General features: G+C 42.0%; 27 protein-coding genes and 1 pseudogene. 13 read left to right on the top strand and 15 right to left on the bottom strand.

Features of this window, described 5'->3' with window-relative positions:
• The 3 genes and pseudogenes from Q0C29_RS02640 to Q0C29_RS02630 all read right to left on the bottom strand — a co-directional run.
• Positions 1-415: pseudogene (locus tag Q0C29_RS02640) on the bottom strand (hypothetical protein); the annotation flags it as partial.
• A gap of 192 nt (positions 416-607) precedes the next feature.
• The gene (locus tag Q0C29_RS02635) at positions 608-1690 is read right to left on the bottom strand and encodes an AAA family ATPase (protein ID WP_291999112.1); all 1083 of its coding nucleotides are present in this window, start codon (positions 1688-1690) and stop codon (positions 608-610) included.
• Positions 1691-1994: 304 nt separating this feature from the next.
• The gene (locus Q0C29_RS02630) at positions 1995-3011 is read right to left on the bottom strand and encodes a hypothetical protein (protein WP_291999111.1); all 1017 of its coding nucleotides are present in this window, start codon (positions 3009-3011) and stop codon (positions 1995-1997) included.
• Positions 3012-3162: 151 nt separating this feature from the next.
• On the opposite strand from Q0C29_RS02630, the gene Q0C29_RS02625 reads away from it, so the two are divergent.
• The 4 genes from Q0C29_RS02625 (at position 3163) to Q0C29_RS02610 (ending at position 5751) form a co-directional block, all read left to right on the top strand.
• A complete protein-coding gene (locus Q0C29_RS02625) occupies positions 3163-4020 on the top strand; it encodes an SDR family oxidoreductase (RefSeq protein ID WP_291999110.1) in 858 nt (285 codons plus the stop codon).
• Between the two features lie 239 nt (positions 4021-4259).
• Entirely contained in the window at positions 4260-4493 is a 234-nt protein-coding gene (locus tag Q0C29_RS02620; RefSeq protein ID WP_291999109.1) for a hypothetical protein, read from the top strand.
• Positions 4494-4642: 149 nt separating this feature from the next.
• Complete coding sequence (locus tag Q0C29_RS02615) at positions 4643-4843, top strand: hypothetical protein (protein WP_291999108.1); 201 nt, start codon at positions 4643-4645, stop codon at positions 4841-4843.
• Between the two features lie 116 nt (positions 4844-4959).
• Complete coding sequence (locus tag Q0C29_RS02610; RefSeq protein WP_291999107.1) at positions 4960-5751, top strand: nucleotidyltransferase family protein; 792 nt, start codon at positions 4960-4962, stop codon at positions 5749-5751.
• Here the strand turns inward: Q0C29_RS02610 and Q0C29_RS02605 are convergent.
• The gene (locus Q0C29_RS02605; protein ID WP_291999106.1) at positions 5744-6730 is read right to left on the bottom strand and encodes a hypothetical protein; all 987 of its coding nucleotides are present in this window, start codon (positions 6728-6730) and stop codon (positions 5744-5746) included. The two genes, Q0C29_RS02610 and Q0C29_RS02605, sit on opposite strands and share 8 nt — an antisense overlap.
• 142 nt (positions 6731-6872) lie before the next feature.
• Between Q0C29_RS02605 and Q0C29_RS02600 the strand changes: the two genes are divergently transcribed.
• The 3 genes from Q0C29_RS02600 to Q0C29_RS02590 are packed head-to-tail and all read left to right on the top strand — an operon-like array spanning position 6873 to position 8422.
• Complete coding sequence (locus Q0C29_RS02600) at positions 6873-7274, top strand: Fur family transcriptional regulator (RefSeq protein ID WP_291999105.1); 402 nt, start codon at positions 6873-6875, stop codon at positions 7272-7274.
• 58 nt (positions 7275-7332) lie between these two features.
• Positions 7333-7803: a rubrerythrin family protein gene (locus Q0C29_RS02595; RefSeq protein WP_291999104.1), complete on the top strand. Its 471-nt coding sequence runs from the start codon at positions 7333-7335 to the stop codon at positions 7801-7803.
• 16 nt (positions 7804-7819) lie between these two features.
• Entirely contained in the window at positions 7820-8422 is a 603-nt protein-coding gene (locus tag Q0C29_RS02590) for a DUF3501 family protein (protein WP_291999103.1), read from the top strand.
• 234 nt (positions 8423-8656) lie between these two features.
• Here the strand turns inward: Q0C29_RS02590 and thiE are convergent, their stop codons facing one another.
• From thiE to Q0C29_RS02560, 6 genes are all read right to left on the bottom strand, one after another.
• The gene (thiE, locus tag Q0C29_RS02585; protein ID WP_291999102.1) at positions 8657-9274 is read right to left on the bottom strand and encodes a thiamine phosphate synthase; all 618 of its coding nucleotides are present in this window, start codon (positions 9272-9274) and stop codon (positions 8657-8659) included.
• Complete coding sequence (gene thiM, locus Q0C29_RS02580) at positions 9271-10071, bottom strand: hydroxyethylthiazole kinase (RefSeq protein WP_291999101.1); 801 nt, start codon at positions 10069-10071, stop codon at positions 9271-9273. The genes thiE and thiM overlap by 4 nt, the downstream gene beginning before the upstream one ends.
• Positions 10072-10149: 78 nt before the next feature.
• Entirely contained in the window at positions 10150-11541 is a 1392-nt protein-coding gene (locus Q0C29_RS02575) for a glutamate synthase-related protein (protein ID WP_291999100.1), read from the bottom strand.
• Between the two features lie 8 nt (positions 11542-11549).
• Complete coding sequence (locus Q0C29_RS02570; protein WP_291999099.1) at positions 11550-12596, bottom strand: asparagine synthetase A; 1047 nt, start codon at positions 12594-12596, stop codon at positions 11550-11552.
• 164 nt (positions 12597-12760) lie between these two features.
• Entirely contained in the window at positions 12761-13972 is a 1212-nt protein-coding gene (locus Q0C29_RS02565) for a redox-regulated ATPase YchF (protein WP_291999098.1), read from the bottom strand.
• Between the two features lie 161 nt (positions 13973-14133).
• Positions 14134-14466, bottom strand: coding sequence for a hypothetical protein (locus tag Q0C29_RS02560; RefSeq protein WP_291999097.1), 333 nt, complete (start codon positions 14464-14466; stop codon positions 14134-14136).
• 81 nt (positions 14467-14547) lie between these two features.
• Here Q0C29_RS02560 and Q0C29_RS02555 point away from each other — a divergent pair, with 81 nt between their 5' ends.
• The 5 genes from Q0C29_RS02555 to Q0C29_RS02535 all read left to right on the top strand — a co-directional run bounded on the left by Q0C29_RS02555 (position 14548) and on the right by Q0C29_RS02535 (position 19536).
• The gene (locus Q0C29_RS02555; protein WP_291999096.1) at positions 14548-15360 is read left to right on the top strand and encodes an SPFH domain-containing protein; all 813 of its coding nucleotides are present in this window, start codon (positions 14548-14550) and stop codon (positions 15358-15360) included.
• Between the two features lie 40 nt (positions 15361-15400).
• Entirely contained in the window at positions 15401-16747 is a 1347-nt protein-coding gene (locus tag Q0C29_RS02550) for an NfeD family protein (protein WP_291999095.1), read from the top strand.
• A gap of 246 nt (positions 16748-16993) precedes the next feature.
• On the top strand, positions 16994-18016 hold the full coding sequence (locus Q0C29_RS02545) for an aldo/keto reductase (protein ID WP_291999094.1): 1023 nt from the start codon (positions 16994-16996) through the stop codon (positions 18014-18016).
• Positions 18017-18259: 243 nt separating this feature from the next.
• Positions 18260-18568 (top strand): hypothetical protein, encoded by a 309-nt coding sequence (locus Q0C29_RS02540; protein WP_291999093.1) that lies wholly within the window; start codon positions 18260-18262, stop codon positions 18566-18568.
• Positions 18568-19536, top strand: a complete 969-nt coding sequence (locus Q0C29_RS02535; protein ID WP_291999092.1) for a hypothetical protein — start codon at positions 18568-18570, stop codon at positions 19534-19536. Before Q0C29_RS02540 ends, Q0C29_RS02535 begins: the two co-directional genes overlap by 1 nt.
• A 5-nt stretch (positions 19537-19541) precedes the next feature.
• Here the strand turns inward: Q0C29_RS02535 and Q0C29_RS02530 are convergent, their stop codons facing one another.
• The 5 genes from Q0C29_RS02530 to Q0C29_RS02510 form a co-directional block, all read right to left on the bottom strand.
• Positions 19542-20021 carry a hypothetical protein gene (locus Q0C29_RS02530; protein ID WP_291999091.1) on the bottom strand — a complete coding sequence of 160 codons (480 nt, stop codon included), beginning with the start codon at positions 20019-20021 and terminating at the stop codon, positions 19542-19544.
• Between the two features lie 39 nt (positions 20022-20060).
• A complete protein-coding gene (locus tag Q0C29_RS02525; RefSeq protein ID WP_291999090.1) occupies positions 20061-20669 on the bottom strand; it encodes a DUF2848 domain-containing protein in 609 nt (202 codons plus the stop codon).
• A gap of 72 nt (positions 20670-20741) precedes the next feature.
• Positions 20742-22148: an aldehyde dehydrogenase family protein gene (locus tag Q0C29_RS02520; RefSeq protein WP_291999089.1), complete on the bottom strand. Its 1407-nt coding sequence runs from the start codon at positions 22146-22148 to the stop codon at positions 20742-20744.
• 77 nt (positions 22149-22225) lie between these two features.
• Entirely contained in the window at positions 22226-23416 is a 1191-nt protein-coding gene (locus Q0C29_RS02515; protein ID WP_291999088.1) for a mandelate racemase/muconate lactonizing enzyme family protein, read from the bottom strand.
• 444 nt (positions 23417-23860) lie between these two features.
• A complete protein-coding gene (locus Q0C29_RS02510; protein WP_291999087.1) occupies positions 23861-24151 on the bottom strand; it encodes a hypothetical protein in 291 nt (96 codons plus the stop codon).
• Positions 24152-24355: 204 nt separating this feature from the next.
• On the opposite strand from Q0C29_RS02510, the gene Q0C29_RS02505 reads away from it, so the two are divergent.
• On the top strand, positions 24356-25225 hold the full coding sequence (locus Q0C29_RS02505) for an SMP-30/gluconolactonase/LRE family protein (protein WP_291999086.1): 870 nt from the start codon (positions 24356-24358) through the stop codon (positions 25223-25225).
• Positions 25226-25259: the final 34 nt, after the last annotated feature.

The following is a 25259-nucleotide window of genomic DNA, read 5'->3' as shown; positions in this document are numbered from 1 at the left end:
TCAATGGAGCTATCTGACTAAAATTATAAACATCAAATATTGAACAATAAGGGCAGACTGGATCAAGAAACTCAAGAAGCCAAACAGAAGCCTTAGGATTACCGTAAGTTATAACATAGTCATTACCGTTCTTAACAAGTTTTAAAATATACTGCACCGCACTAGGAGTTAGGGAACCAACACCCTCGCTACTACCTAGGCCACGTAACTCATGACCATAGACAACATCACGAACCAGGGTAGGTACATTAGGGTAAGCGCCAATTACGTAGACGAAACCGTTACTGGGTAATGATTTACCAAAACTTAATCCGGGAATACTTAGAGGAATTATACCTAATGCTGATGTTACTAACACCACTGCTACTGCAGCAACCACTACCGCTACCACTATGATTATTACCTTGTTGTTCATTAACGTACCCTAATTATTAAGGCTAAATAAATTTTATTCTGACCCCATTATTAATGTGACCCACCTTATTCTCAACATGGGGTAAAAATATATTTAATAATTTAATACATGCTATTCTATAGGAAGCTTGTAACTGGAAATTTTGAAGGCGTATGTATGCATGAAGCCTAATGGATTAAAACTATGCGTTAATTAGGCTTCGGTTAACTCAATGATCCTTGCGTTGCTTACTCTTGGCCTTAGCCTACTTGAGGCTATTACTTGAAGATTCTTGGTTTCAGCATAGTTACTTACCACGCCTAATATGTTATCCAATGATTCTTCATTAAGCCCTATGTCTACTCCATCAATTATTATTGTAGAGCCCTTAGGGGCTAAGACCAATTGAACTATTAATGGCAGTATTGACCTTACTCCCAACCCAGCATTATATAATACTCCCCATGATCCCTTAGCCTTTATGAAGCCCATTAACCTATTTGGAGCTATGAAGCCGGCTGTTATATCCTCAACGTTTAATGACTTCATTCCACTTAAAATTTCCTTAACCTGCTCCCTATAACTTGGTACTGTAAGCATTCTTGATAATTGGTGGACAGTGTACTGTGCATCACCACCAACTGAATAGTCGGGCAGTAGGTCTACTGTTGTTTCAAATGTTCTCTTCCACCATGCTAGCCTATTCTCCCCTATGAAGAAGAATCTATCTCTCAATCCCTGTCTTAGTGAGAATAAAACGGCCTTAGCCACCTTAACTGAATCAGGTGGATCACTACAGGTCTCTAAGGCATCCTCATGCATAACGTGGTATGGGGTTATGCATAAATCAAGGGGCTCAGGCTTAAAAATAAGATTCTTATCATTCACCCTACCGAAGGCGACTAGAAGATTATCATTAAGCCAAACCTCCTGTTCAACATTGCCCAGGGAGTGAATGAAACTGTAACTGTATGTTATACTTCCTGAGTTAACGTTAACCCCAGTATCCTTAAGGAAACTTGAAACCTGGTCATCAATACTGAACTTTAGGCTAACAGTCACCTTACTACTAGTATCCATGTTTCTCAAAACATCCACTATATCATGTATCATTAGTAACCTACCCTCAATTATCAATGCATCCTCACCCCTTGACTGCATTATGAGTGTAATCGCCTCAAGTATCGATGACTTCCCACTAGAAGGGGGACCAAGCACTACGTTTAGGCCCTTACTGAACTCCATGCACGCACTTTTAATTGCCTTGAAGTTACCTACACATGCCTCAATTATCATCAATGACGCTGCCTAAGCTTAGTTTAAAGTATTAGCACGTTAAGATACCGCACTTTGACCTCTTTCCCACCCTTAATAGGTTAGGGTTTCCTGAGTCTTGGTACTACACCCCCTTCACGGGTGCTACTCCGTTATGACTTAAATGAATGATGTAATTTAATCGCTGAAACTACTACATTTATTGCCTTTCTCACTATGTTAAACACACAGTTAATTCAGTGCAAAGTTAATGTTCCGTATATAATTTGAATAATGATGATTTAAGGTGCATGGCTTTGATTTATAAACTGTAATAATGAGATTCTTAGCTCCAAATCAGCATTGATGTGGTTACATACGTTATTGGGATTGTTATACTTTCCTGTGTCCCATTAATAGTGTATATTACCTGCAATTGATAATGAATCATGGGCATTGAGAAGAGTACGAAGGAACCTTCACATGCGGCTGTCACATTATATATGAACGTGTCCCAATAACTGCCTAGCCAGTAATGTATTGTAGTCGTTGCTGATGCATTATAGAGGGGTAGGTATACTTGACCAATAGGTGTAGGTATGTTATTAATGCTGGTTCCGTTGGGGAAAGTTGATTTTGAAATTGAGGAGCAGGTTAATACTGCAGTTCCATTAGGTGCAATAAGTCTATAGCCAATTACGGAGAAGGGTGATGGAGCCAAGTAGGTTAAAAGTACCTCAGAGGGCCATGAGTCACTAGCTGCGGCATTAGCGTAAATGGAGTTTTTAAGTATAGTAAAATTAGTAATCATGTAGGAGTAAGTGCGCATTGACCCATTAACTAAGGTATAACTCAACATTATTATTGAACCAGGTAATGTACTTAATGCATAGTACACAGGCCCAACAACAGTATTCCTAATGGATTCTGAACCACCTGCCACCTGATTGAAATTATAAATAGTGCTTACAGCCAACACGGTACTATTGAAGTAGACGAACACGGGATAAGTTATTGTGCTTAAGGGTGGTATTGATACAGTCCCTACGTAGTACGTGCGGGCGGAGTAGGGTAACATTGTTATGTCTAGGTCGTATAGGAATTGAGTGTAATTCTCAGGGTTACTTATTGTAAACACTACAACATACCCATCCTCAGTAGCGTAAACCGCTGAAACATTGATTATAGGTAATGACCCATACTTATTCTTAACAAGTTGAAGGTTAGTTAAGGATTCGAGTAAACTACTGTACCTTGAGTTAACTGTATTTAGGCTGGTCTTAGTGGTAAGATACATGTAGGCAAGGAAAACAACTACAGCCAAAACTGCTACCATTACTGCAACGTAAATGTACTGCCTCATCACCCTGGCTGCTTAACACTGAATTTAAGCATTATTCACATGTATGCGGCAACCTGCGTGTAATTGCATTAATAAAAGTGAACTAGGCTTAATCAATACCCCTTACGTATACGATGCAAAACTTATTAGTGTTGATTCATGAAAGGTAACTATGGGTTACGAAACACAACACAAGGTGGCTTTCCCGGACTTAAAGGGCAAGGTAGTGGTGGTTACCGGGTCCACTAGGGGGATAGGTTATGAGATAGCTAAATTGTTTAAGGAAGTGGGCTCTAGGGTAGTGATTAATGCTAGGAATGCCGAGGAGGTTCAGACTACGGTTAAGAAGCTAAATGATGAGGTAAGTGATGGTGAAGCAATTGGTGTGGCTGGTGATGTCAGTAAGTATGATGACTGCGAAAGAATAGTTAATGAGACTGTGGAGAAGTTTAACAAGATAGATGTACTCGTAAATAACGCCGGCATAAACATGATCCGCGATAGCCTAAGCCTAAGCATTGATGATTGGGAGAAGACCCTCAGAATAGACTTATTCAGCGCCTTCTACATGTCGCAACTAGTCGCGAGGATAATGGTGTCTAAGAAGGTTAAGGGATCAATAGTTAACATAGCTTCCATGGTTGGCCCAATAGTGGCCTTACCTAAGCGTGCAGCCTACGCGGCAGCCAAGGCTGGTTTGGTTGGTTTAACTAGGGTTTTAGCAGTGGAATGGGCTCCATTAGGCATTAGGGTTAATGCAATAGCCCCAGGTTACATATGGTCCTCAGCCCAGGAAGTTAACATAGCTAGAGGGGAGTACACTAAACAGGACATTGAGGGTAGAGTACCCATGGGTAGGTATGGTGATGCTAGGGAAGTTGCCTATGTGGCAGCCTTCCTAGCATCAGAATTATCATCATACGTAACAGGTTCATTAATAGTTGTTGACGGTGGTTGGACAATCTACGGTGGTTGGGAACGGTTACTTAGGCAAATCCAGGATGCTGCAAGGCAATTAACCCAAGCGTAGTAATCATAATGCCTCCTTCCTTAAAGGCCCACAATTTCTTAAATATTCAAGGTTCATAAATTCCACTAATCATTAACTTAAGAACAGTGTTCTCTTAAGTCCTGTGGATCATGCTTCTTTTATGAGCGTTACCTCTTTCCTTCACTGATACTGCAGTAAAAGTTAATTCTCGGCTTCCAGAGGATCTTAGATTAAACTTAATGAGTAATGTTTAAAAGATTTAGATGCATGGGCTAAGCATGGATTACCTTAAGGTAATCGTAACCATAACCAAGTATTACAATGTAGTGTATGCTGGAGCTATGGTGGGTTTCCTAGCCTGGTTCATAATGTTATTGGCAAATGGTTACCACTATGGTGCCGGTATGAGTCCAATTACACTTGCAGTAATGGTAATATCAATACTGACGGTGGTTTTCGCTGCATTAAACATTTATGTTGATGAATTAATAAAGGGAGGCCGTCAACGTTAATTCTAATCCCCTTACGTGGACTAGTTCCTGCTGTATCCTTCATCGAGCGTATAGTGATTCCCTTATTTTTAGTGAGATTAACTACGAAATCTTCATATTTTTGAATATGAATTTTGAACATCTGTTTAATAATCTCCTCAGGTCAACTTATGCCTAATCCTAAGCCACTACATACAATTAGGCCTAGGGCACTTATTCCTTACGATGCCAAGTATGATAGATCCAGGGCTAAAACTCTGCATCAAAGTGAGGAAGAGGAGACCATAATTATTCTCAATAACATAAACAACACTCACTCTGAAAGTGAAATTTTCATTCTTTTTGCAAGTGTAGAACTCTATTATGCTTAATCTACGTCTCCCTATGAGTTGGCTTAACTTCATTAATTGCATTGCCACCTGTAAAGGGAATTACTCACCACAGGTGAGTGCAGTTTATATTCTAGCTAAGTTATGGACTACCTTGAATGAATATTGGTGCTGTGGTTACGGCCGCAGGCTTAGGTACTAGGGATGGGCCTTGGACTCTGGTTTTTCCAAAGGCGTTGCTTCCCCTTGTTGTTAAGGTGAATGGGATTACCAACATAAGGCCTATGCTTGACTTAATAATAACAACCTTAGCTAGGGTTGGTTGCAGCAAAATATGCATAACGAGGAGGAGTGATGATGATGCTATAGTCAAGTATACTAAGGCTCTTTGGGGTGCTTTTAACGTAGATTTCGTGATTCAAGATGAACCAAGAGGCTTTGGTGATGCGGTCTATAGGGGATTAGGGTGTCTTAATGATGTTGACTGGGTTATAGTACATTCTGATGATGGTTTCATGATTAATGAAAGCTCAATACTCATGAACGCTGTTAAATTCGTTAATAATAATGATGTTGATGGCTTAGTCTTCGTCAGGAGGGTTAATGACCCAAGCAGGTATGGTGTATTGCAGGGTTTCGTTGAGGAGAAGCCCGGCCTATACAGGGTTACTGAGGTTGAGGAGAAGCCTAGGGTACCTAGGTCAAACCTAGCCTTAACTGCAGTGTACTTATTTAAATATGGTGTGTTGACTGAAGCCTTAAGGAAGATTGAGGATGAGGGTAGGCCAATCATCGAGTTTACTGATGCCATTAAGTTAACTGTGCAGGGTAAAGCCAGAGTAATGGCCATGGAGATTGGGTCAAAGACATGGTTCAGTATAGGTACACCAAACGAGTACAGTATTGTTCATGAAGTGGTGCGTGATAAGGATTTACTGGAGATTACGTAGCAGTAATTAGTCTCCTTCCTTTTTGCCGTAGCCTAGTCAATAATGGTAAGGTAACAAGAAATGCAGAAATGGTTAGGACAAGGTACTTGTTGTAGTGGAAGATGAATGGCATAATAGACTCACCTGTTGATGTGCCTGCGAAGGCAGCATTAATGCTGGTAACAGGGTCCTTACTCCCCCTTCCAGCAGTCATTGTCACCAGTGGGTAGACAAGTGAGTAAGGCGCAATGAAGATTAGTGCAGTGGCAATACTTGGGTAGAGGGCGTAGATTATGAAGGCTACACCAGTTAAAGCCACGCTTACCCATAGTGCATTATCAACGTATTTATCTGAGATCCATCTAAGTACACCCATTAAACCAGCTGATAATGCTAATATTACCCTCCCATAATCACCGAAGCTTGGTATTGTTGATAAGTAGACCGTGTATAAGCCACCCACTATGAATGTAACCATTGTGTAAGGTATAATGCTTACGAAGTCTAGTTTAACTATGAAATTAACCATGTACCTCGTCACCTCTTTAGCTTCACGGTTAATGGAAGGTAGTAGGGTTAACAGTACTGTTGCCAGTAGTGGTATTGGGGTTTTCGTAAAGTATATGACTAAGCCGGATATTAAATATGCTACTGAAGATGCAGTATAGGATTTAGCAACCCCACGATTACCGAAAAGCGAGTAGGCGTTCGGTACTATAACTGAGTGAAGTGCCCCTAAGAAGATAAGTAATGGTACCAGCGCTTGCTTAAATAGTAATGCCAATACGGACAGTATGACTGTCGGTATTACGAACCATTTCTTGAAACCGAACAAGTAACCTATGAAACCACCAATGGCTAATGATGCATACCCTAATGAAACCCACAGGTAGGTTAATTCCTTAAAGGCTAAAGGTATGTACAATGTAGCGTAGAGTAAGCTGAATCTCTGTACTCCAACCAACATAGAGTAGACATTATCATTAATTACGTTAAACACATTGCTGAGTAATCCCTACCCTTTAAGAACGTAACTCACATTAGGTTAATCTACGCTTCCTTACTGCTTAACCTAATACCTATGTGAAAGATATTCCTAGGTAGAAATACTTATATTCCAGTGCAAGTAAGAACTATACCATATGAGCGAGGATACTGTAGATCTTTTACGAAGCAAGGGATTGAAGATAACGCCGCAGAGAATTGCAATACTCAGGTTACTGAGTAGTGGTGGACATTACACTATTGAGCGTGTTCATGATGAGTTGAAGAACATTGAACCTGGCATAAGCATCTCCACGGTCTACAATAACTTAAGTGCATTAACTAGACTTGGGATCTTGAGATCCTTTGAGGTTAATGGTAAGACTTGGTATGAGATCGCTAAGCACCCGCACTTAAACGTGGTGTGTGAGGACACTGGGCAAATAATTGACGTTGATGTTGACTTAACGTGGATTATAAATGAATTAATGAATAGGGGGATTGAGGTTAAGGATCTAAACGTCATTGTTAATGGAAACTGCTCTAAGATGAGGAGTTGATAATACGTGAATTATTTCTAACCCGAAATATTTATAAACTAGGTTCAGCTACTCTATCATGGCCGGTAAAATTCCCAAGGGTACGAAAACCTACGAGAACCTGAAAGTTGCGTTCCAGGGTGAATCAATGGCTAATAGAAGATACTTGTATTATGCCAGGTTAGCTAGACAGAAGGGGCTCAATGATATTGCTGAAGTTTTCGAAAAGACCGCAAATGCCGAGACTGGGCATGCCTTTGGACACTTAATGTATCTGGGTGTGGATCCTGTGGCTGAGATAGAGATAAACACCATTGAGGATGCCTTAAAGGCCTCAATATACGGTGAAACCTACGAGTGGACGCAAATGTACCCAGCCTTCGCCAAGACTGCTAGGGAAGAGGGATTACTGGAGGTTGCAGAGTGGCTTGAGGCTGTTGCTAAGGTTGAGAGGTTCCACGCGAATAGGTTTAATGAGGCGCTTGAGAAGTACTATAAGTCAGCTGGGGTTAAAACGGAGGTAGAGGATGAAACACTAGGTAAACTGTAATTAAGGGTAGTTTAAAATGCAGAGTAAGTTAATGAACCTTACTTCAAAAATCTACACTCCCTCCCAATATTCCCCAATAAGGGAAGAAGTCTATAGGCTTATCTCGGATTATAAGAGGAGTAGATATGTTCCAATCGATGATAGGGTAACAGTGCTTTTTGAGGATGCTGCAACAGTCTGGTTTCAGATAGAGGAAACAGCCTACCTAGAGGGGGTGGATGACATTAGCGTAGTCAAGGAGGCTGTGAAGACATATGCTCCTATGGTGCCGAAGATTAATGAGCTAACACTTACTGTTTTCGTAAATGTGAACAACTATGATGAGTTAAGAAACCTACTGCCAAAGTACACTGGCATTGAGAAGTCAATTAAACTAGTGATTAATAATGTTGAGTTAGGGGCAACGCCAATTTACCCGGAAGACTATGCGCCAGGGGCATTACCAAGGAGCATACATTACCTTAAAGTGGCTAGCCAGGGACTCGATGAGCTAATTAGGACTAGTAGTAATGTTAAGCTTAAGGTTACACACCCAATGGTTAACAGGGAAGTTACCTTAAGCAGAGATACACTAGAGGCTATTAAGGCATCATTAAAGAACATAACTTGGAACATTTAGCATGAAATTACCCACATAAGTCATTAATCAAACCATGACTACACTGAAGGGTACTTATCCTTATTCACTGATGGTGAGTTGCCCCAACCCTTAAGTGCGGGTTTTACTGCTTGAGTTGTCCTCATTTACGGGCATTAACCCATAAGTTAACTAGAGCCTTTACGGCTCTCCAAATGATAGGAAATTTTAAAAAGCACTATTGAGGTTTCTCCATACTTAATTCATGGACTTAAGTTACGAGTTCTCCCATGTTTCAACGAATGCTTTAGCCATTTTAACAGGATCCTTAGCAGCCAGTATACCTGATATAACAGCAGCACCCCAGGCTCCAGTAGCCTTTATTGCCGGTATGGATTGTAGGGTTACACCACCTATTGCGTAGACTGGTATGCTTACTGATTGAACAACATTCTTAAGCCCATTAAGTCCAAGTATCTTGTAATCAGGCTTAGTGGGGCTTGGGAATATGGAACCGGCACCTAAGTAATCTGCCCCAGCTGCTTCACCAGCCTTAGCCTCATCAACGGTGCTTGCACTAGCCCCAATTATGATACCACTAAACCTCCTCTTAACTTCATCCACGGGTGCATCCTCTAAGCCCACGTGAACGCCATCTGCATCACTGAGGATGGCTATGTCAACCCTATCATCAACTATGAACACTGCCCCATATTGATTACAAAGCTTCCTAATCTCCCTAGCTTCATTAAGCATTTGCCTTATACTACCCTCCTTACGCCTATATTGAATAATCCTAACCCCACCCTCCAGGAATACTTTAGCTGCCTCAACATGGCTTTTAACGGTGTATGAGTCATCAGTTATGCCGTATATGCCTCTGGGTAGTTTCACTGAATCACCTCAATCTTAGCCATCTTAACGTAGTCATCTCCAGTTAAGTTATATAATTCATCAATTAAGTACTGCTTAAACGTACCAGGTGCCTTACTCTTCAACTCAGCCTTCTCCGCAGCTATCTCGAAAGCCACTAAACCCTCCACTGATGCTTTAACGAAATCCCTGTTAACACCCATGAAGCTTGCTATCACTGATCCAACCATGCAACCTGACCCAGTTACGTATTGAAGGAGTGGTGTACCATTCTTAACAATGATTCTTCTCCCTCCATCTGAGACGTAGTCCCATGGCCCAGTAACCACTGCTGTTACACCATATTCTTCAGCAACCCTGACCGCAGTCTCCATGGTTGCGTTAGCTACAGAGTCAACACCCTTAACGCCACCTGTAACACCAGCTAACGACAGCATTTCACCACCATTACCCTTAACCACTGAGACCTCCACCTCACTTAGTATTCTCTTAACAACCTCAGTCCTATACCTAGTTGCCCCAGCCCCCACTGGATCAAGGAGGATTGGCACATTGTTCCTACTGGCTGCCTTACCGGCAATTATCATTGATTCAACCCAATACTCGTCAAGAGTACCTATGTTTATGTAGAGCACATTAGCCTTACTGGCCAACTCCTCAACCTCCTCCTTAGCATGAGCCATTATTGGCGAAGCCCCTATGGCTAATGTAACGTTAGCTGCATCATTCATGACTACGAAATTCATGAAGTGATGAACCAGTGGTCTCTTGGTCCTAAGGGTGTTTAGGTCCCTTGGGAATTCATCACTAAGCCACATTATGAGCCCAGCTCATGCCCCTTTTTAAATCATTCTCAGGTTATTAATATTCAATAACTCAATTATAATTAACGTACCCTAGTACTCACTTGAGTAAACGTAAGGTATGCCTAAGGCGGAAGCTAAGTCTTTATTAAGTGACGCCACATCTTCAGGAGACAGGTCCTTAACATCATACTTACCTAATGCGGAGACAACCATCTGGGTTTCCACACGAGTAGCCTCAATAAGGTTCCTAACACCTACTTCACCCTTAGCCATGGCTGCCACTATGAATGGTCTACCAGCGTAAATGGCTGTTGCTCCTAAGGCCCTTGACTTAGCTATGTGGGCACCATTAAATAGTCTACCCGCAATCATTAAACTAACCTTCTCGTTAATACCCATTAACCTAGCCCTCCTAATCTTAATTAAACCCACTATGGTTGGGTAACCAAGTTCCTTCATGGCCACAGAGGGCGCCATACCTGTTCCACCCTCCTTTCCATCAATTATTACTGCATCAGCCCCCTCTTCATAGGAAACCTTAATGACGTCTAACACATCCCTATAGGGGCCAACCTTAACCCACACCTTAGCCCTTGGGTAACTAGTCCTCATTAACCTAATCATCCCCCTTAATATGTCCGCTGTATAGGTTCCTGGTACGGAATACCTTTCAACCTCCTTCCTGCTCGTTTTCTCAGGATCCTCCAGGAAGTGGTACTTCTCCTTAACCTTAACTGCCTCCTCCCTCCTCATCCGTATTACCCCACCTAAGCCTGGCTTAGCTCCTTGCCCAATCTTAATTTCAAATGCAATCCTACCTTCATTAATGTATGGTTCAAGATCCTTATCACTATACACCTTATTCCAATGCTCATCATAAGCATCCTCAACATTCTGCTGAATGAACACTCCACCGTACTTATCAATATTAGTTAAGTAAGCCATAACCCTCTCCTTGAAACTTGGGTGGCCATGAGTTAACCTTTTATCATACCCCCTAACCGTGTGTACGTTCTCCCCAATACCATACGGGATACCCTCCTCTGCAGCAGCCTTAGCAATTACTATACTGTACCTGCTGGCTATGTCCGTTGACCCCATTGATGCCACCACAAGGGGCATTGATGACTTTAAACCACCTATGTTAGTTTCAAGATTAACATCTGTAAACACTGGTTCCCTAAGTAGCTCAGCCATTTTCTCAAGCCTCCTTGGGGTGAAGGCTGGTGGAACCAGTATTAAGTCATCAATGGTTAGGAACCTTGGGTAGGACCTTCGATTAATCGGTGCCCCTAGTATTGCTGCCCCATATGAGGCTAATTCACCGAAGGGGTAGACACCCTCCTTACCTTTAATTGCCTTAAGCAGTATCTCGTCCAGTGGGTAATCATTAATGAAGTCATTAATGCCCCTAAGCATAATTAAGCCTGCCTTCACCCTGAGGGCTAGTTCACTTATCTTTAACGCAAGCCACTCAAACATTAAACCACCTATGGTGCTGGACCTACACCAGCCACCTTAGGGTATGGTCTAGCCTCCCAGACGGCTCTAAGGCCGCAAATATACCTGGTTAACCTCTCAACGCCTATACCGAAGCCAGCTGTCTTTAATGGGTAGAAGTCCTTAAGCATCTCAAGGAACCACCTGTACTTGTTAGGATCCTCACCAGCCTCCCTAATCCTTGCAATAACCTTAACCGGCTCATACTCACGTTCACCACCTGAAATAGATTCACCAAAACCCTCCGGGTAAAGCATATCGAAATCCCTCAGGTACCCTGGCTTACTTGGATCCTCCCTGTTGTAGAATCCCCTTGATCCCTTAGGGTACTCGTAAATGAAGATTGGACTATCGTGGTGAGCTGAGAGAACCTTCTCACACTCCCACAATATCTCAGTGTTCCTTGGGTTACTGCACCCAAGCTTATTAACTAGTTCAACAGCCTCTGCGTGGGTATAGCGGTTGAAGGGGGTCTTATAGTGTGGTAGATCCCTCCCCATTTTCTCAAGATCCTTACCGTGAGTATCCCTAATATACCTAGTAACGTACATGAATAAACCCTCAGCAACATTCATCGCGTCATCAAGTGTACCGTTAAGTATCTCTAAGTCTACCTGGAAGAATTCAACAAGGTGTCTCCCAGTGAAAACACTATCATTAGGCTCAAGCCTAATGTTAGGTGAGATGAAGTATATTTTACCGAGGACTGCAGCCATGTACTGCTTATACAGTATTGCGCTTGACATTACCTTGTACTCATGACCATAGAAATCCACTGTAGCCTGCTTAGCCCCCCTAATGCCTGGATCCGTCACTGGACCTATTATTGGTGGTAAAACCTCAGTGAAGCCTTGGGAATCTAAGTATTCTCGGATTGCATGAAGTATGGAGGCTTGAATCTTAAACACCGTGACGTATTTACTCTCCCTAGCCCACTTCCAGGAGTACTTAACCCATTCATCAATGAATTTGACGTATGATTCCTTATCCTTAACCATCTTCTCAAACTCAAGTACCGCTGGATGAACCTTACTCATACTTTCATGCCCATTGCCGTAGCCTACTTATACACCTTATCATCAATTTGACAATATATTAACGTCAATTAATGGGCAACTAGCCTAGTAACTCAGGTAATATGTGGAATATTTACCATACTGCTAGGGTTAATTTCAGTCACTTAGTCCTACACCTAATACGCCTATCTAGTTACCACAATTCTAACAATGGACCTATGCTGAAGCCTTTCATTAAGCCCAATTCTCCTACCGCTTAAGGCATCGATGGCGAACATTGCCCTTTTAGCAATATCACTGTGTATTGCTGACGCTAAGTCAAGTACCGTGGCGTTCCTGGGTAATAGGTATACGTCTGGTAGAACCCTACCCTCAGTGTCTGTTAGTCTCTTTTCATCAGCCACCGGATAGACAGCTATCATGCCTAGTACGTCAAATACAGCGGTGTTGAGTGCCTTAACAACACCTGTTCCACCCCACTTCTTCATCACTGCTCGAATCCGTTCAAGTGCATTAACCTGTTCAGGCTTTAGATTACCCACTATTGTGAAGTCTTGACTACCAGGTATGTACTTTATTAAGCCCTTATTCGCGGCCTTCCTTAATGCTAACTCAGCGTCAGCGCTCGTCGGTATTACCCTATACCCCTTAAGCTCCTTAATCATCCTCCTTATGTTATCCTCAGCTTCAGGTATATCAGCTTTATTAGCGGCAATAACCATGGGTTTTCCAATGGATCTAATGTACTTAACGAAACCCATAATCACATCCTCACTCCATAGGTGGGGTGGTTTATTCACCAGTGATAGTTGATTTAATGCCTCCTCAATAACAGCCCTCGTTAAGCCTAAGCCACTTAACATGCTGTAGAGTACATCCTCAATCTTCTGCTTAGAGTACTCCACCTGCCTAATCAACTTATCCCACTCCTTCTTAACTATCTGAAGCATCCACATGTCAACCTCATTCTCAAGGAACTTAACGTCAAGTATTGGATCATGGGAACCAGGCTTAAGAATCCTACCCTCCTCGTCAGTACCCCCTGAAGCGTCCACGACATGAATAAGGACTGGCGCCCTCCTTAGGTGATCTAGGAATTGATTACCAAGGCCCCTACCCTGCCATGCCCCAGGCACTAAGCCGGCAACATCAATTAACTCCACTGGTATTAACCTAGTCCCATCCATGCATATTGAATTCCTTGGATTATCCTTAACCCCCAAGTCCCTGCAGACGCAGGGTATTGTGACGTAGCCTACACCAATGTTAGGCTCAATAGTGGTGAAGGGGTAAGGTGCAATCTTAACGTCTATTAACGTTGATGCTGCGAAGAATGTCGACTTACCGGCATTAGGCTTCCCAACAATACCAACCTGCACGTGCGTTTGAGTGAGCACTATTGAGCTATGGTTTAGGTTTAATTAAAGCTTTGCTGTTAATTAACATTAAACTAAGCCGGCTGAATAATCATCATTAGTTCAGCCCCAGCCTTCTCTGCATGATTACTTCGAATTAGCCAGTGCTCATTATTAAACATTGCCTCGCATTACCAGTATATTTATTCATTTAAGGCTTCCTTAAGTCTCATAATCATTAAGGCTAAGTCTTCCCTACTCACTACGTAAACACACTTATCCCTGCTAATCCTCCTTGCGTTAACATCAACAATCATACTACTGAGCACACTCTTAATGATTGATTTATCCCCATTACTTAACCTCCTATGGCCCTGCATAATGTTTACTATGCGCCTATAGCTTATGTAAACTACATTACCCTTTGATGAGGAATTAACATACTCCAGCGCCCTCAGTAGTTCACGGTTAACCATTACCTTATCCCTCTTTATTCCCCTAATATTATCAAGAAGATCAACTATGCCCCTAGCCATGTAACGTTACTTACTATTATTGCTAAAATAATTTACGTATATTGACTAAAAGTTTTAAAACCCTAGTAATTACATTAACCTATGAGCGTAGTTTCTCTGATAGTGGATGTAGTTATTGCAATAATAGTGCTCATAATAGTTATACCCATATTGGCCTCTGCAATAAGGATTGTTCCGGAATATCAAAGACTCGTTAAACTTAGGTTGGGTAAATTTAAGGGGGTTTACGGACCTGGCTTAGTGCTAGTTATACCTTTCATAGACAGGGTGATCACCATAGACTTAAGGACTATAATGCTTGACATGCCTTCACAAAGGGCATTAACTAGGGATAATGTTGAAGTCTCAGTGGATGCATCAGTTTACCTAAGGGTTCTCGACGCCAAGAATGTAGTATTATCAATACAGGAGTATAGGAGTGCTGCAGCTACCATAGCCGCAGCGACGCTAAGGGATGTGGTTGGTATGGTGGATTTAGACACACTGCTAACACAAAGGGAGGAGGTGGCTAAGAGGATAGCGTCAATTGTTGATGAACATGTGGAGCCTTGGGGCCTTAAGATATCTAGTGTGGCAATAAAGGACATTAAGTTGCCTGATACTTTAGTTAGAGCCATGGCTGCCCAAGCTGAGGCTGAGAGGATGAGGAGGGCTAAGGTGATATTAGCTCAAGCGGACTATGAAGCATCACAAATGTACCTTAAGGCAGCTGATACGTACGTTAAGAATCCAGCAGCCCTAACCCTCAGGCAGCTTGATACACTCCTTGAGGTGGCTAAGGAGCATAACCTAGTACTAGTCGTCCCAAGTAACCTAGAGCCAATTACCGCAGCAGCATTAGCATTAAGGACTAAGGGAGGACAGGAGGGCCAGGGTTCCTCAGGCACGGGCTAGTGGTCTTTTGGAAAAGGGTTAAATAGGTGAGATAAAAATAATGATTGTGTGGGTAAAAATGAGGATGTTATTGCTTGTATTAATTGCATTTACCTTAATGTTACCAATGGTTGTTCACGCGGCATCTAACGGTATCATTAAGGTAACTCAAGTTTACACATATAGTTTAAATGGGGAAATAACTGAGAATACTTACTATGAATTGAAGAGTGTCATTGACCAACTCCCACCTGGTAGCGTATTGGTCATATACATGAAGACACCTGGTGGTTTGCTTGACGCTGCCCTAAACATAGTTAGCCTCTTTGAAACGTCAAGTATAGTGACAGTTGGGTTCGTTTACCCAACAGGCTCCTACGCCTGGTCTGGAGGTACGTTAGTTCTCCTCTCAACAACCGTAGCAGCAATGGCGCCGGGAACCGTGATTGGTTCATGTCAGCCGGTGGAGATTAATGAGGTTACTGGGCAAGAGATCTTCATAACTGAGCCTAAGATACTTAACGCAGTGGCTAAGTACTTCGTTGAGGCTGCTGAGTTTAGGGGTAGGAACACTACCTTTGCAGCATCCTGTGTATATAATGACACTAACCTTGGACCGGAGGAGGCCCTTAAGTATCACGTGATCAACTACGTGGCAAGCAGTATTGATCAATTATTATCCGTGATGAATGGCACAGTGGTTAACGTGAACGGCGTCAACTACACACTCGTCATGGAGAATCCAGTGGTGACTCAATTAACTCCGCCAATCAGTTACCAACTTTATGATGCGTTACAGAGCTCCGTAATGGAGAACATAATCTCCATACTAGGGGTATTGCTTATCCTAGCAGGGTTACTAACAGCTCACGTATATTTAGCCGGCATAGGTGCCGTGTTACTGGTAGTATTGGCTCTTCTTGGCTTGCCAATAAACTACGCTGGCTTAGGCTTAATGGTAGTGGGTGCCCTATTAATGGCCTTTGAATGGCATAGTGGAGGTAAGCTGCATGGAGTATTGATAGCGGTTGGTGCAGTGCTTATTGCGGTGGGTTTAACACTACTTATACCAAGTGTTTCACCACCCCAATACGCGCTTAAGTATAACCCAACCACGCTTAGGGTAATACTGTACAGTGAAATAGCAGGTATTGGTGGCTTATCTGCCTGGATAGTAATGCTGATAGCTAGGGCTATTAGGGCTAAACCAATATCGACAGTGATGTACTACCCAACAGCAGGATTAATCGGAGTAGCCACTGAGGATATTAAAACTGGGCAAATGGGCATTGTTAAGATTAGGGGTGAGTATTGGAAAGCAATAGCCCTAGAGGATATTAAGGAAGGCGATAGAGTTACCGTAGTGTCATACGAAGGAAACATAATAAAGGTAAGGAAAGCCACCTAATAATAAGTTAATGATGATTCGAATCTAATATTACCATGCGCTGAGGAATTGGTTTATCATTACTTTACTGTTTTAAGTTGTATAAAATATATTATATAAAATATATTAATGGTCTTAATAATTCAAAGCCATAAATATTTTTCTAATGTATATTCAGCTTAAATCAATATAATTATGCAACATTATATAATTAACTAGAACTAATTACGGCATAGTATTTATAAACTAAGTATTTAATACTTGCTTATGGAGTATGTCCACCTTGGCTGGTCCGGTCTTAAGGTTTCTAAGATAGTTCTTGGTGGAATGTCTTTTGGGGAACCATCACTTCAATCTCATGGTACTAGTTCATGGGTTGCTACTAAGGAGCAGGCCTTTAAGGTACTTAAGAGAGCTTGGGATCTTGGGATTAACTTTATTGACACAGCTAATGTTTATTCACAAGGCAAGAGTGAAGAAATAATCGGCGAGTTCCTACGGGGGATTAGAGAAGATGCTGTACTTGCTACTAAAGTATTCTTCCCCACTGGTAATGGTCCTAATGATAGGGGTTTGTCTAGGAAGCATGTTATGAGGCAGATTAGTGATTCTCTTAGGAGGCTTGGTACTGATTATGTTGACTTGTATCAGATTCATAGGTGGGATTATGAGACGCCAATTGAGGAGACACTATCCACACTAACAGACCTAGTACACCAAGGAAAAGTAAGATACATTGGAGCATCAAGCATGTGGACATGGCAATTCACTAAGATGTACTATATTGCTGAGTTCAAGGATTATGAGAAGCCGGTAAGCACGCAGACACCGTATAACCTACTTTATAGGGAGGAGGAAAGGGAAATGATACCATTCTGCAAGGCACATAACATAGCCTACATGGCGTATAGCCCAACGGCAGTTGGAGTGCTTTCAGGTAGGTACTATAAGGATGGTAAGCTTATTGAACCTAGCGATAACCCACGCTTACAGTTAAGTACAGGCTTCTATGCGGCTAGGATATATATGGATACTGGAAGGTTTCCTGAGAACATTGAAATAGTGAGGAGGGTAATTGAGGTTGCTAAGAATAAGGGCGTAACCCCAACTCAAGTAGCCTTAGCATGGATATTTAGGAAAGGTATATTGCCAATAATAGGTACAAGCAAAGTGGAACACCTTGAGGAAGCTGTTGATGCGCTAACAGTTAATTTAACTGATGATGAAGTGAAGTACCTTGAGGAACCATATAAACCAAAACCAATACTCCACATAACACCACCTCAATGAAGTAATTAGGTTAATTTTGATGTTAGTTACCTCCATAACATGTATGTAATCCTCAAGCGTCTAATCACCCCTGATTGTATAAGGTATAATACATCAGTAATATCCACCAAATTAAAAGGTAACTGTAAACTGCATTGATATTGAATCCAAGGTAAGTTAAAGATTTAGTGATCCTCACTTAACGGTGGCTCCAGTCCCGCTTGAATGCATAAAGCTTATTTAACCTAAGCGTGAAGTCCTCATGTGGCGTTCAGTGATTTAGGCAAGAAACTGCGTGGATTGCTTAAGGATACGGCATGGATATTTAGGAGAGCTAAGAAGCCTGATAAGGAATCATACTACACTATAGTTAAGTTGAGCTTATTGATAATTTTCATCCTCGGATCATACTCACTCATATTCAGTTTCCTGGGTTACGCCTTAACAAGCAGATCCTCGTTACTTGTTGTACCTTACCCTGAGAATATATTAATAATAGTGACCATAGTTATCATAATAATCGCCGCATTAGCCTACCTACTGGTGACAACTAGGGGTATTGGTAAACGCTGATGTCTATTCCTGAACCAGGCATATTAATGTTTAGTAATGAGTTATTGAACCAGTACGCCCTACTCATAGCTAGGAAAATCAATGAAATTAAGCCACTTAATGCAGTGGATGAACTAATGTTAAGCATGATTGGGGCAATTAATGGAAGTGAACTTGCAAACGCCATCATGTGGCCTGGTTCAATGCCTGAAATCAATCTTGACTCACTAAATCCCTGTGACTCCTACCAATTAGCTAAAATACTCCTATTGAACTGGCCTACTAACTCTAGTTTAAGTGAACTAAGGTTAATACGAGAGAGGGCAATGAAGGAATGTAGTAATGAACTCGATAAACTACAGCTAAGGCTAATTAAACATGGTGATGCAGTTAAACTCCTTAATAAACTATACCATGCAGCCATTATTAACAAACTTAGTGAATCAGACTTACCTAGGTTAATTTACGCACTTGCGGTTTATGGATTATACGATAGGGCTCTTAGATTACTTAGGCTTAAGGTGTCTGAAGTCGTGAATTACCCATTAATGGTGCTTAGAATACTACTGAGGGGATTCATGAATATTACACCATGGCATAGGGGCCTCATATTAACCACCGGTATACTAAATGTCTCAGACTGGGCATTAGTAACTGTTAGGTATAGGAATAATACTTGTATTGTCGTTCAATTTAAGAGCCTTGAATCACCATACACGGTCTCCAACTGCACTGTACAGGTTGAGGGTGGTAGATTAGTTGTTGATACTAATAAGCCAAGGTTAAGTATTAAACCATTAACTGTTGAACTAATGATGAAATCAAGTAACTGGGGTGTAGTCTTCATAGCCAACAACACTAATAGCCCCATTACTTATGAACCCAGGGTAAAGAACGAATGCATAGTTAAGGCTAAGGATTATGAAACTAGAGACTGTGGTGAACTTTACCTTGACGTTAATGAATACGCATCAATACACTTCACGTGAGTTAATCATGCCTTAACCCTACGCCTACGGCCAAGCACGAATCCAACCACCACTGTTATTATACCTACTATGAACAGCACACCACCGAGGAGTATTAAGTAGCCTGAAGTTATGAATGGACTACTTGCTGCTGAAACTGAAAAGGCCTTATACCTAAGCATTATATTAAATGTGCAATTATTAATTATGTTGACTGCTGAGGTTTTATTATACACTATAATAGTTATGTTAGCAGTTGTCTTAGAGGCATATGGTGCTGGACTTGGTGAAATACATGATGGATTACTGGACTCTATTATTAGTACTGAGGTTGGGTAAATTGAAAGGCTAATGAAGCTGCCTGGACTTAAGGATGATAAAGGCACGCTCTTTAATTGATTAAATAGGCTTAAGGCATTATTAGTTGCCGTAACAGCACCCACTACTGCTAATATAATGCCTAATACTAATACAACCACTCCAGATACTACAATTTTACTAACCATAGTGGTTAGCTTAACTAGGGCTAATAAGCATTTCTGGGATTAATCAACCCAGTAATAATGCTCAATACTTCTCTTACTGGAATTATCAATCATCGATATTTCATAGTAGTTACTAACCACGTACTCCTCGGGCATTATTCTACGTTCAACAACAATAACCATGTTTCTAGGTTCCTCCATAGTATCCTCAATCATCTCAAGCACAATACTGGGCTGGGGTAATTCCCTCCCAGTGAATTGCTGAGCAATCTTCTTTTCATCATTAATTATAGCCATGTTTCTTAATTCCACCAAGTCCCAATGATCCTCAATGTTTTCAAGGGACCAAGCCCTACGGGCAATAACCTTAGGGTAAGTGTGCTTACCGGAAATTACGTTACACCTCTCCGCGTCAGGATCCGTGTGATCACTAGCCACTGTTACGAATACGTCCTCCCTATTCTTAATAAGTAAGGCGTAAGCAATGTTACTACCGTATGATGCTGTAATCTTCTTAACGTAATTACTCGTGGTTATTAAGTACGGTTGAAGAGCTATTGTTGATATGCTTCCTGAATCCTGCTGAACCAGTAGGAGGGAACCAACAGTTATCTCAATATCCTTCTCAGTCCTATTACCGTACTCTGCAATAATGTTTACTCTATGCATCAATACACAGACGCAGTCTGGTTTATAAACTATAATGCTAATTTAACGCGTTAAGGACTCCGCGACTTATGTTCACTTTAATGCATACGATATTACCTTAACTTCACTCATCTCCATCATCGTATCCTTAACGCTCTCACGTCCAATACCAGACTTCTTAAATCCACCAAATGGTAGGTTATCAAACCTAAGCCTAGTGGTATCATTAATGAAAATAGTCCCCGCCTTAATCCTAGTGGCTAACCTATATGCCCTTGAGAAATCCCTAGTGAATATTGATGCATCAAGACCATACTCAGTCCTGTTAGCTATCTCAACCGCCTCCTCATCATCCTTAACCCGAGCCACAGGTAACACTGGGCCAAAAACCTCCTCAACCCACACTGCCGCATCAAAGGGGGCCTCTAGTATTGTTGGTGGGTAATAGAACCCCCTCTCAGGAATTCTACTAGCTCTATAGATGATTCTTCCACCTTTACTTAAGGCATCATTAACGTAGGATTCCATGGACTCCACAGCCTCCTTACTTATTAATGGGCCAACGTCAGTATCCTCACTTAGTGGATCCCCTATCTTAAGTCTTGAAACATTTTCAATAAACCTCCTGATGAATTCGTCGTAAACCTCATTCCTGACTATTAACCTCTTGGTGGCATTACAGAATTGGCCGGCATAATCAAACCTACCCACTGTTGCTGCTTGAGCAGCCTTATTTAAGTCGGCATCCTCAAGAATTATCATTGCGTCGCTACCGCCAAGCTCCATTATAACCCTCTTACCCCTTAATATTGCCTTACTGGCTAAATCAAGGCCAACCTTAGATGAACCCGTGAATGTTATTAATGAAACCTTAGGGTTATTGATGAATTCATCACCAATCATTGATGAGTCACCAGTAACCACGTTAATTGAACCATCTGGGAACCCTACCTCAGTAATAACCTTGGCAATCTCAGTTTCCGTTAATGGTGAGTTTCTACTTGGCTTAAGCACAACAGTGTTGCCCATTGCTAAGGCTGGGGCAACCTTATGAGCCATACTATCTGGTGGGAAGTTAAAGGGTGTTATGGCCCCCACTACACCCACCGGTTCCCTCCTAATGAAGGCTATTCTATTCTCGTTACCGGCAGGGTAATCGTAAGCCTCAAGGGGAATGAACTCACCTGTCAGAACATGGGGTAACTCCTGGGCTGCTAATTCGTAAATCCTAGCTGTCCTCTCCATTATTAACCTAGTGCTCTTAATTGGTCTACCAATCTCCCTTGTTAGTAATCTAGCCAACTCCTCCTTACGCGCCCTGATAGCTTGAGCGACCTTCATAAGTAATCTAGCCCTCTCGTAGGCTGGTATTGATTGAATTCTAGGTAATGCGTCATACGCCTTATCTATGGCATCCCTCACTTCATTAATACTCATGTCTGGTACGTAGGCCAGAACCTCACCGGTTGCTGGTTCGTATACAGGAATTTGACGCTTCATCACATTAAGCGCTTACCTAGGTTTAATAACATTAACTTCATTTAATTCCAAATCGTATACAATTAGGCCCACATGGTTCACGAATAACCTCCAACAGTACCCTTTACAGCCCATGATAAACCACCCTTAGTAATAACCTCAGCCTCACTTACTTTAAGCTCCTCAATAAGCTTCTCATTAACATCAACCCCTAATCCAGGCTTAGTAGGAACCTTAACATAACCATTCTCCACGGGTATTGGGTCACTTATAAGGTTCCTCTTCCATTGAGGCCAATAGTCATAGAATGACTCCTGCACAGCAAAGTTAGGTACAGCGGCATCCAATTGAAGCGTTGCTGAGTGTAGTATTGGACCATTAGCATTATGGAATGCCATTGGTACACTGAAGGCTTCAGCTATAGCTGATGCTTTCCTAGCCTCAGTTAACCCACCGAAGCGCCCAAGGTCAGTCTGCAGGTAATCAACAAGGCCAAGTTTAAGGTACTGCAGTAGGTGGCCCTTATTGATGACGCGTTCACCTAAGGCAACCCTAATCCTCGTGCTGGCTTTAAACCTAAGTAACCCCTCAATATCCTCCGGGTGAACTGGTTCTTCAATGAATAATGGGTTATAATCCTCAAGGGCTAACGCCACTCTAATAGCAGACTCCGCATTAAACCTACCATGGGCCTCGATCAGTATATCAACGGAATCACCCACAGCCTCCCTAACAGCCCTAACCCTCTCAGTAGCCTCCCTAATACCTACGGCATCAATTGTGTCGAAGTATTGACCAAATGGGTCGAACTTAAGGGCAGTGTAACCTCTCCTAGTAGTTTCCCTAGCCTTCTCTGCGAAGTCCTCGGGTTTTCTGGCGCCTTCGTACCATCCATTAGCGTAAACCCTAATCCTATCCCTAGTTAAGCCCCCGAGTAGCTTATGCACTGGTGCACCAAGTTCCTTACCTATTATGTCCCAGGAGGCAATATCAAATGCACTATAGGCGGCCGTGGATTCCAGGGAAATCGGCATGTTGAAGTCCTGCCTATACCACTCAAGTCTATTACCCTCAAGGTTAAAAACATCCCTACCCCTCATTACTGATGCTAAAACTTTAACCATTTGAGCCACTGCATTAACCCTAATGGAACTGAGAGTCTCACCCCAACCAACCCTACCATCCTTAGTAATAACCTTAACGAGCATTACATAGGAAGCCCAGGGAGCTGACCCTTCCTCGCCAGGCTTATAAACTATATACGGTTCCACCTCGGAAATCGTAGTCATGAATCGTATACTGAGTAGTATTTTTAAACATTCATTGAGCGCATACATAAATGATTCTCCTCATCTAACCATTAACACCTACCTTTATACAATTGAATTAACATTACCTTTTAAACACGTGAAGGTAAATCCATAGGCCCACCGTGAACTAATAAGAACTTAAGTGTACTAACTAGTAGCACTACTGATCCCTATCCTTTTATGTAAGTTCCTTGTTCCCTATTATCCTCAACCTCTCTTACCATATAGCTTATACGCCCTGAGCATCCACGTGTATATGAATAGCTTATAGGCTATTTCAGACCCGTCCTCATACCACCAACGCTTAGCGGTCTCAGCAACCCTCTCAAGCTCCTCAACGCTTATCTTATCAATATCACCCTTGGAGAATACTGCCCGTATATACTCAACCTCCTCCTTACTAATTGAATCAGCCCTAATTGATTAGGATATCCTAGCAACCTCATTTGTTAGGAATGCCGCCTCACTGGGGCTTATTAAACCCTTAACTCCCAGGAACTCTATGATTGCCGAATTCATAGCCACTGCGGCTGACCTTACTGAATCCGCAAAGATTGTTAGTTTCCTGTCCATTTCATCAAACCTCCTATCCACCTTCTCAAACCCTTTATCTATCTCTTTAAACTTCCCACCAAGCCAATAAAGTGAACCACCCAGCATACCAACTACAGTCACAGCCAGTCCAATTATCGATAATACCACCTCATTAAACATATCTCGCTGCTGTCTTAATCTACTTGAGGATCCTAATATGCTTTGCTGTAGAATTCAAGTACTTTATGTTGGTTTATTGAAGCGAAACTTAGATGCTTACTGATGTGAATATGCCTAAGAGGCACTAGCATGCTGTTTAGCCTTAATTAATACATGCGGGTATACAATTTAAAAACTAAGGATGCATAGCCTTAGTGGATTAAGATGAATTCGGAATCAGCAATACCGCTGGTTAACTTACCTCGCTCTAGGCTTGGTGAGGGACCCATTTGGGATTACACTAGGGGTGTGTTGTACTGGGTTGACATTAATGGGGGTTATGTCCACATGTTTAGGCCAATGGATGGATTCACTAGATCTATTAAAATTGATCAAATGCCCAGTTGCATAGCACTTAATAATGATGGTAATGTAATAGTCACCGTTAAGGATAGGGTCATAGTTCTTAATCCAGATAATGGTTCAGTGGTGAGGACGCTGGTAACCATTGATGAGGGACCTGATAATAGGTTCAATGACTGTAGGTGTGATCCACTTGGGCGTTTGGTTGCTGGAACAATGTACATGCCTATGCCCAGGAAGCCCCAGGCATCACTGTACATTATTGACCATGACTTGAAGGTTAGGAGACTGTTAAGTGGGGTTATGGTTTCAAATGGCTTAACATGGTCCGGCGACGGCTCAACAATGTACTACATAGATAGCCCAACAAGGAGAATTGCAATCTATAATTATGATGTTAAGGGTGGTGAGTTAATGGGCCTTAGGGACGTGATTGACTTATCTAGTATGCAGGGTAACCCAGATGGTATGACTATTGACTCGGAGGGTTACCTATGGGTTGCATTGTGGGGTGGTGGTAGGGTCATTAGAGTTAACCCGGTTAATAAAACCATTGCAGGCTCAGTGGCTGTTAATGCAAGGTACACTAGTTCATGTACCTTTGGTGGAGGGGACTTATCAACATTATTTATATCTACGGCAATGGGTGAAACACCCCTTGAGTATGAGGGCTACTTGTTTAGAGTTGACTTGAAAGTCAGTGGTGTTAGGCAGTATACGTGTAATTATTGACACTTATTGTTAACATTGCTACGTAGATTAATGG

This window comes from Caldivirga sp. (assembly GCF_023256255.1).
Lineage (GTDB): Archaea > Thermoproteota > Thermoprotei > Thermoproteales > Thermocladiaceae > Caldivirga.
This window is presented reverse-complemented; position numbering and strand designations above follow the sequence as displayed.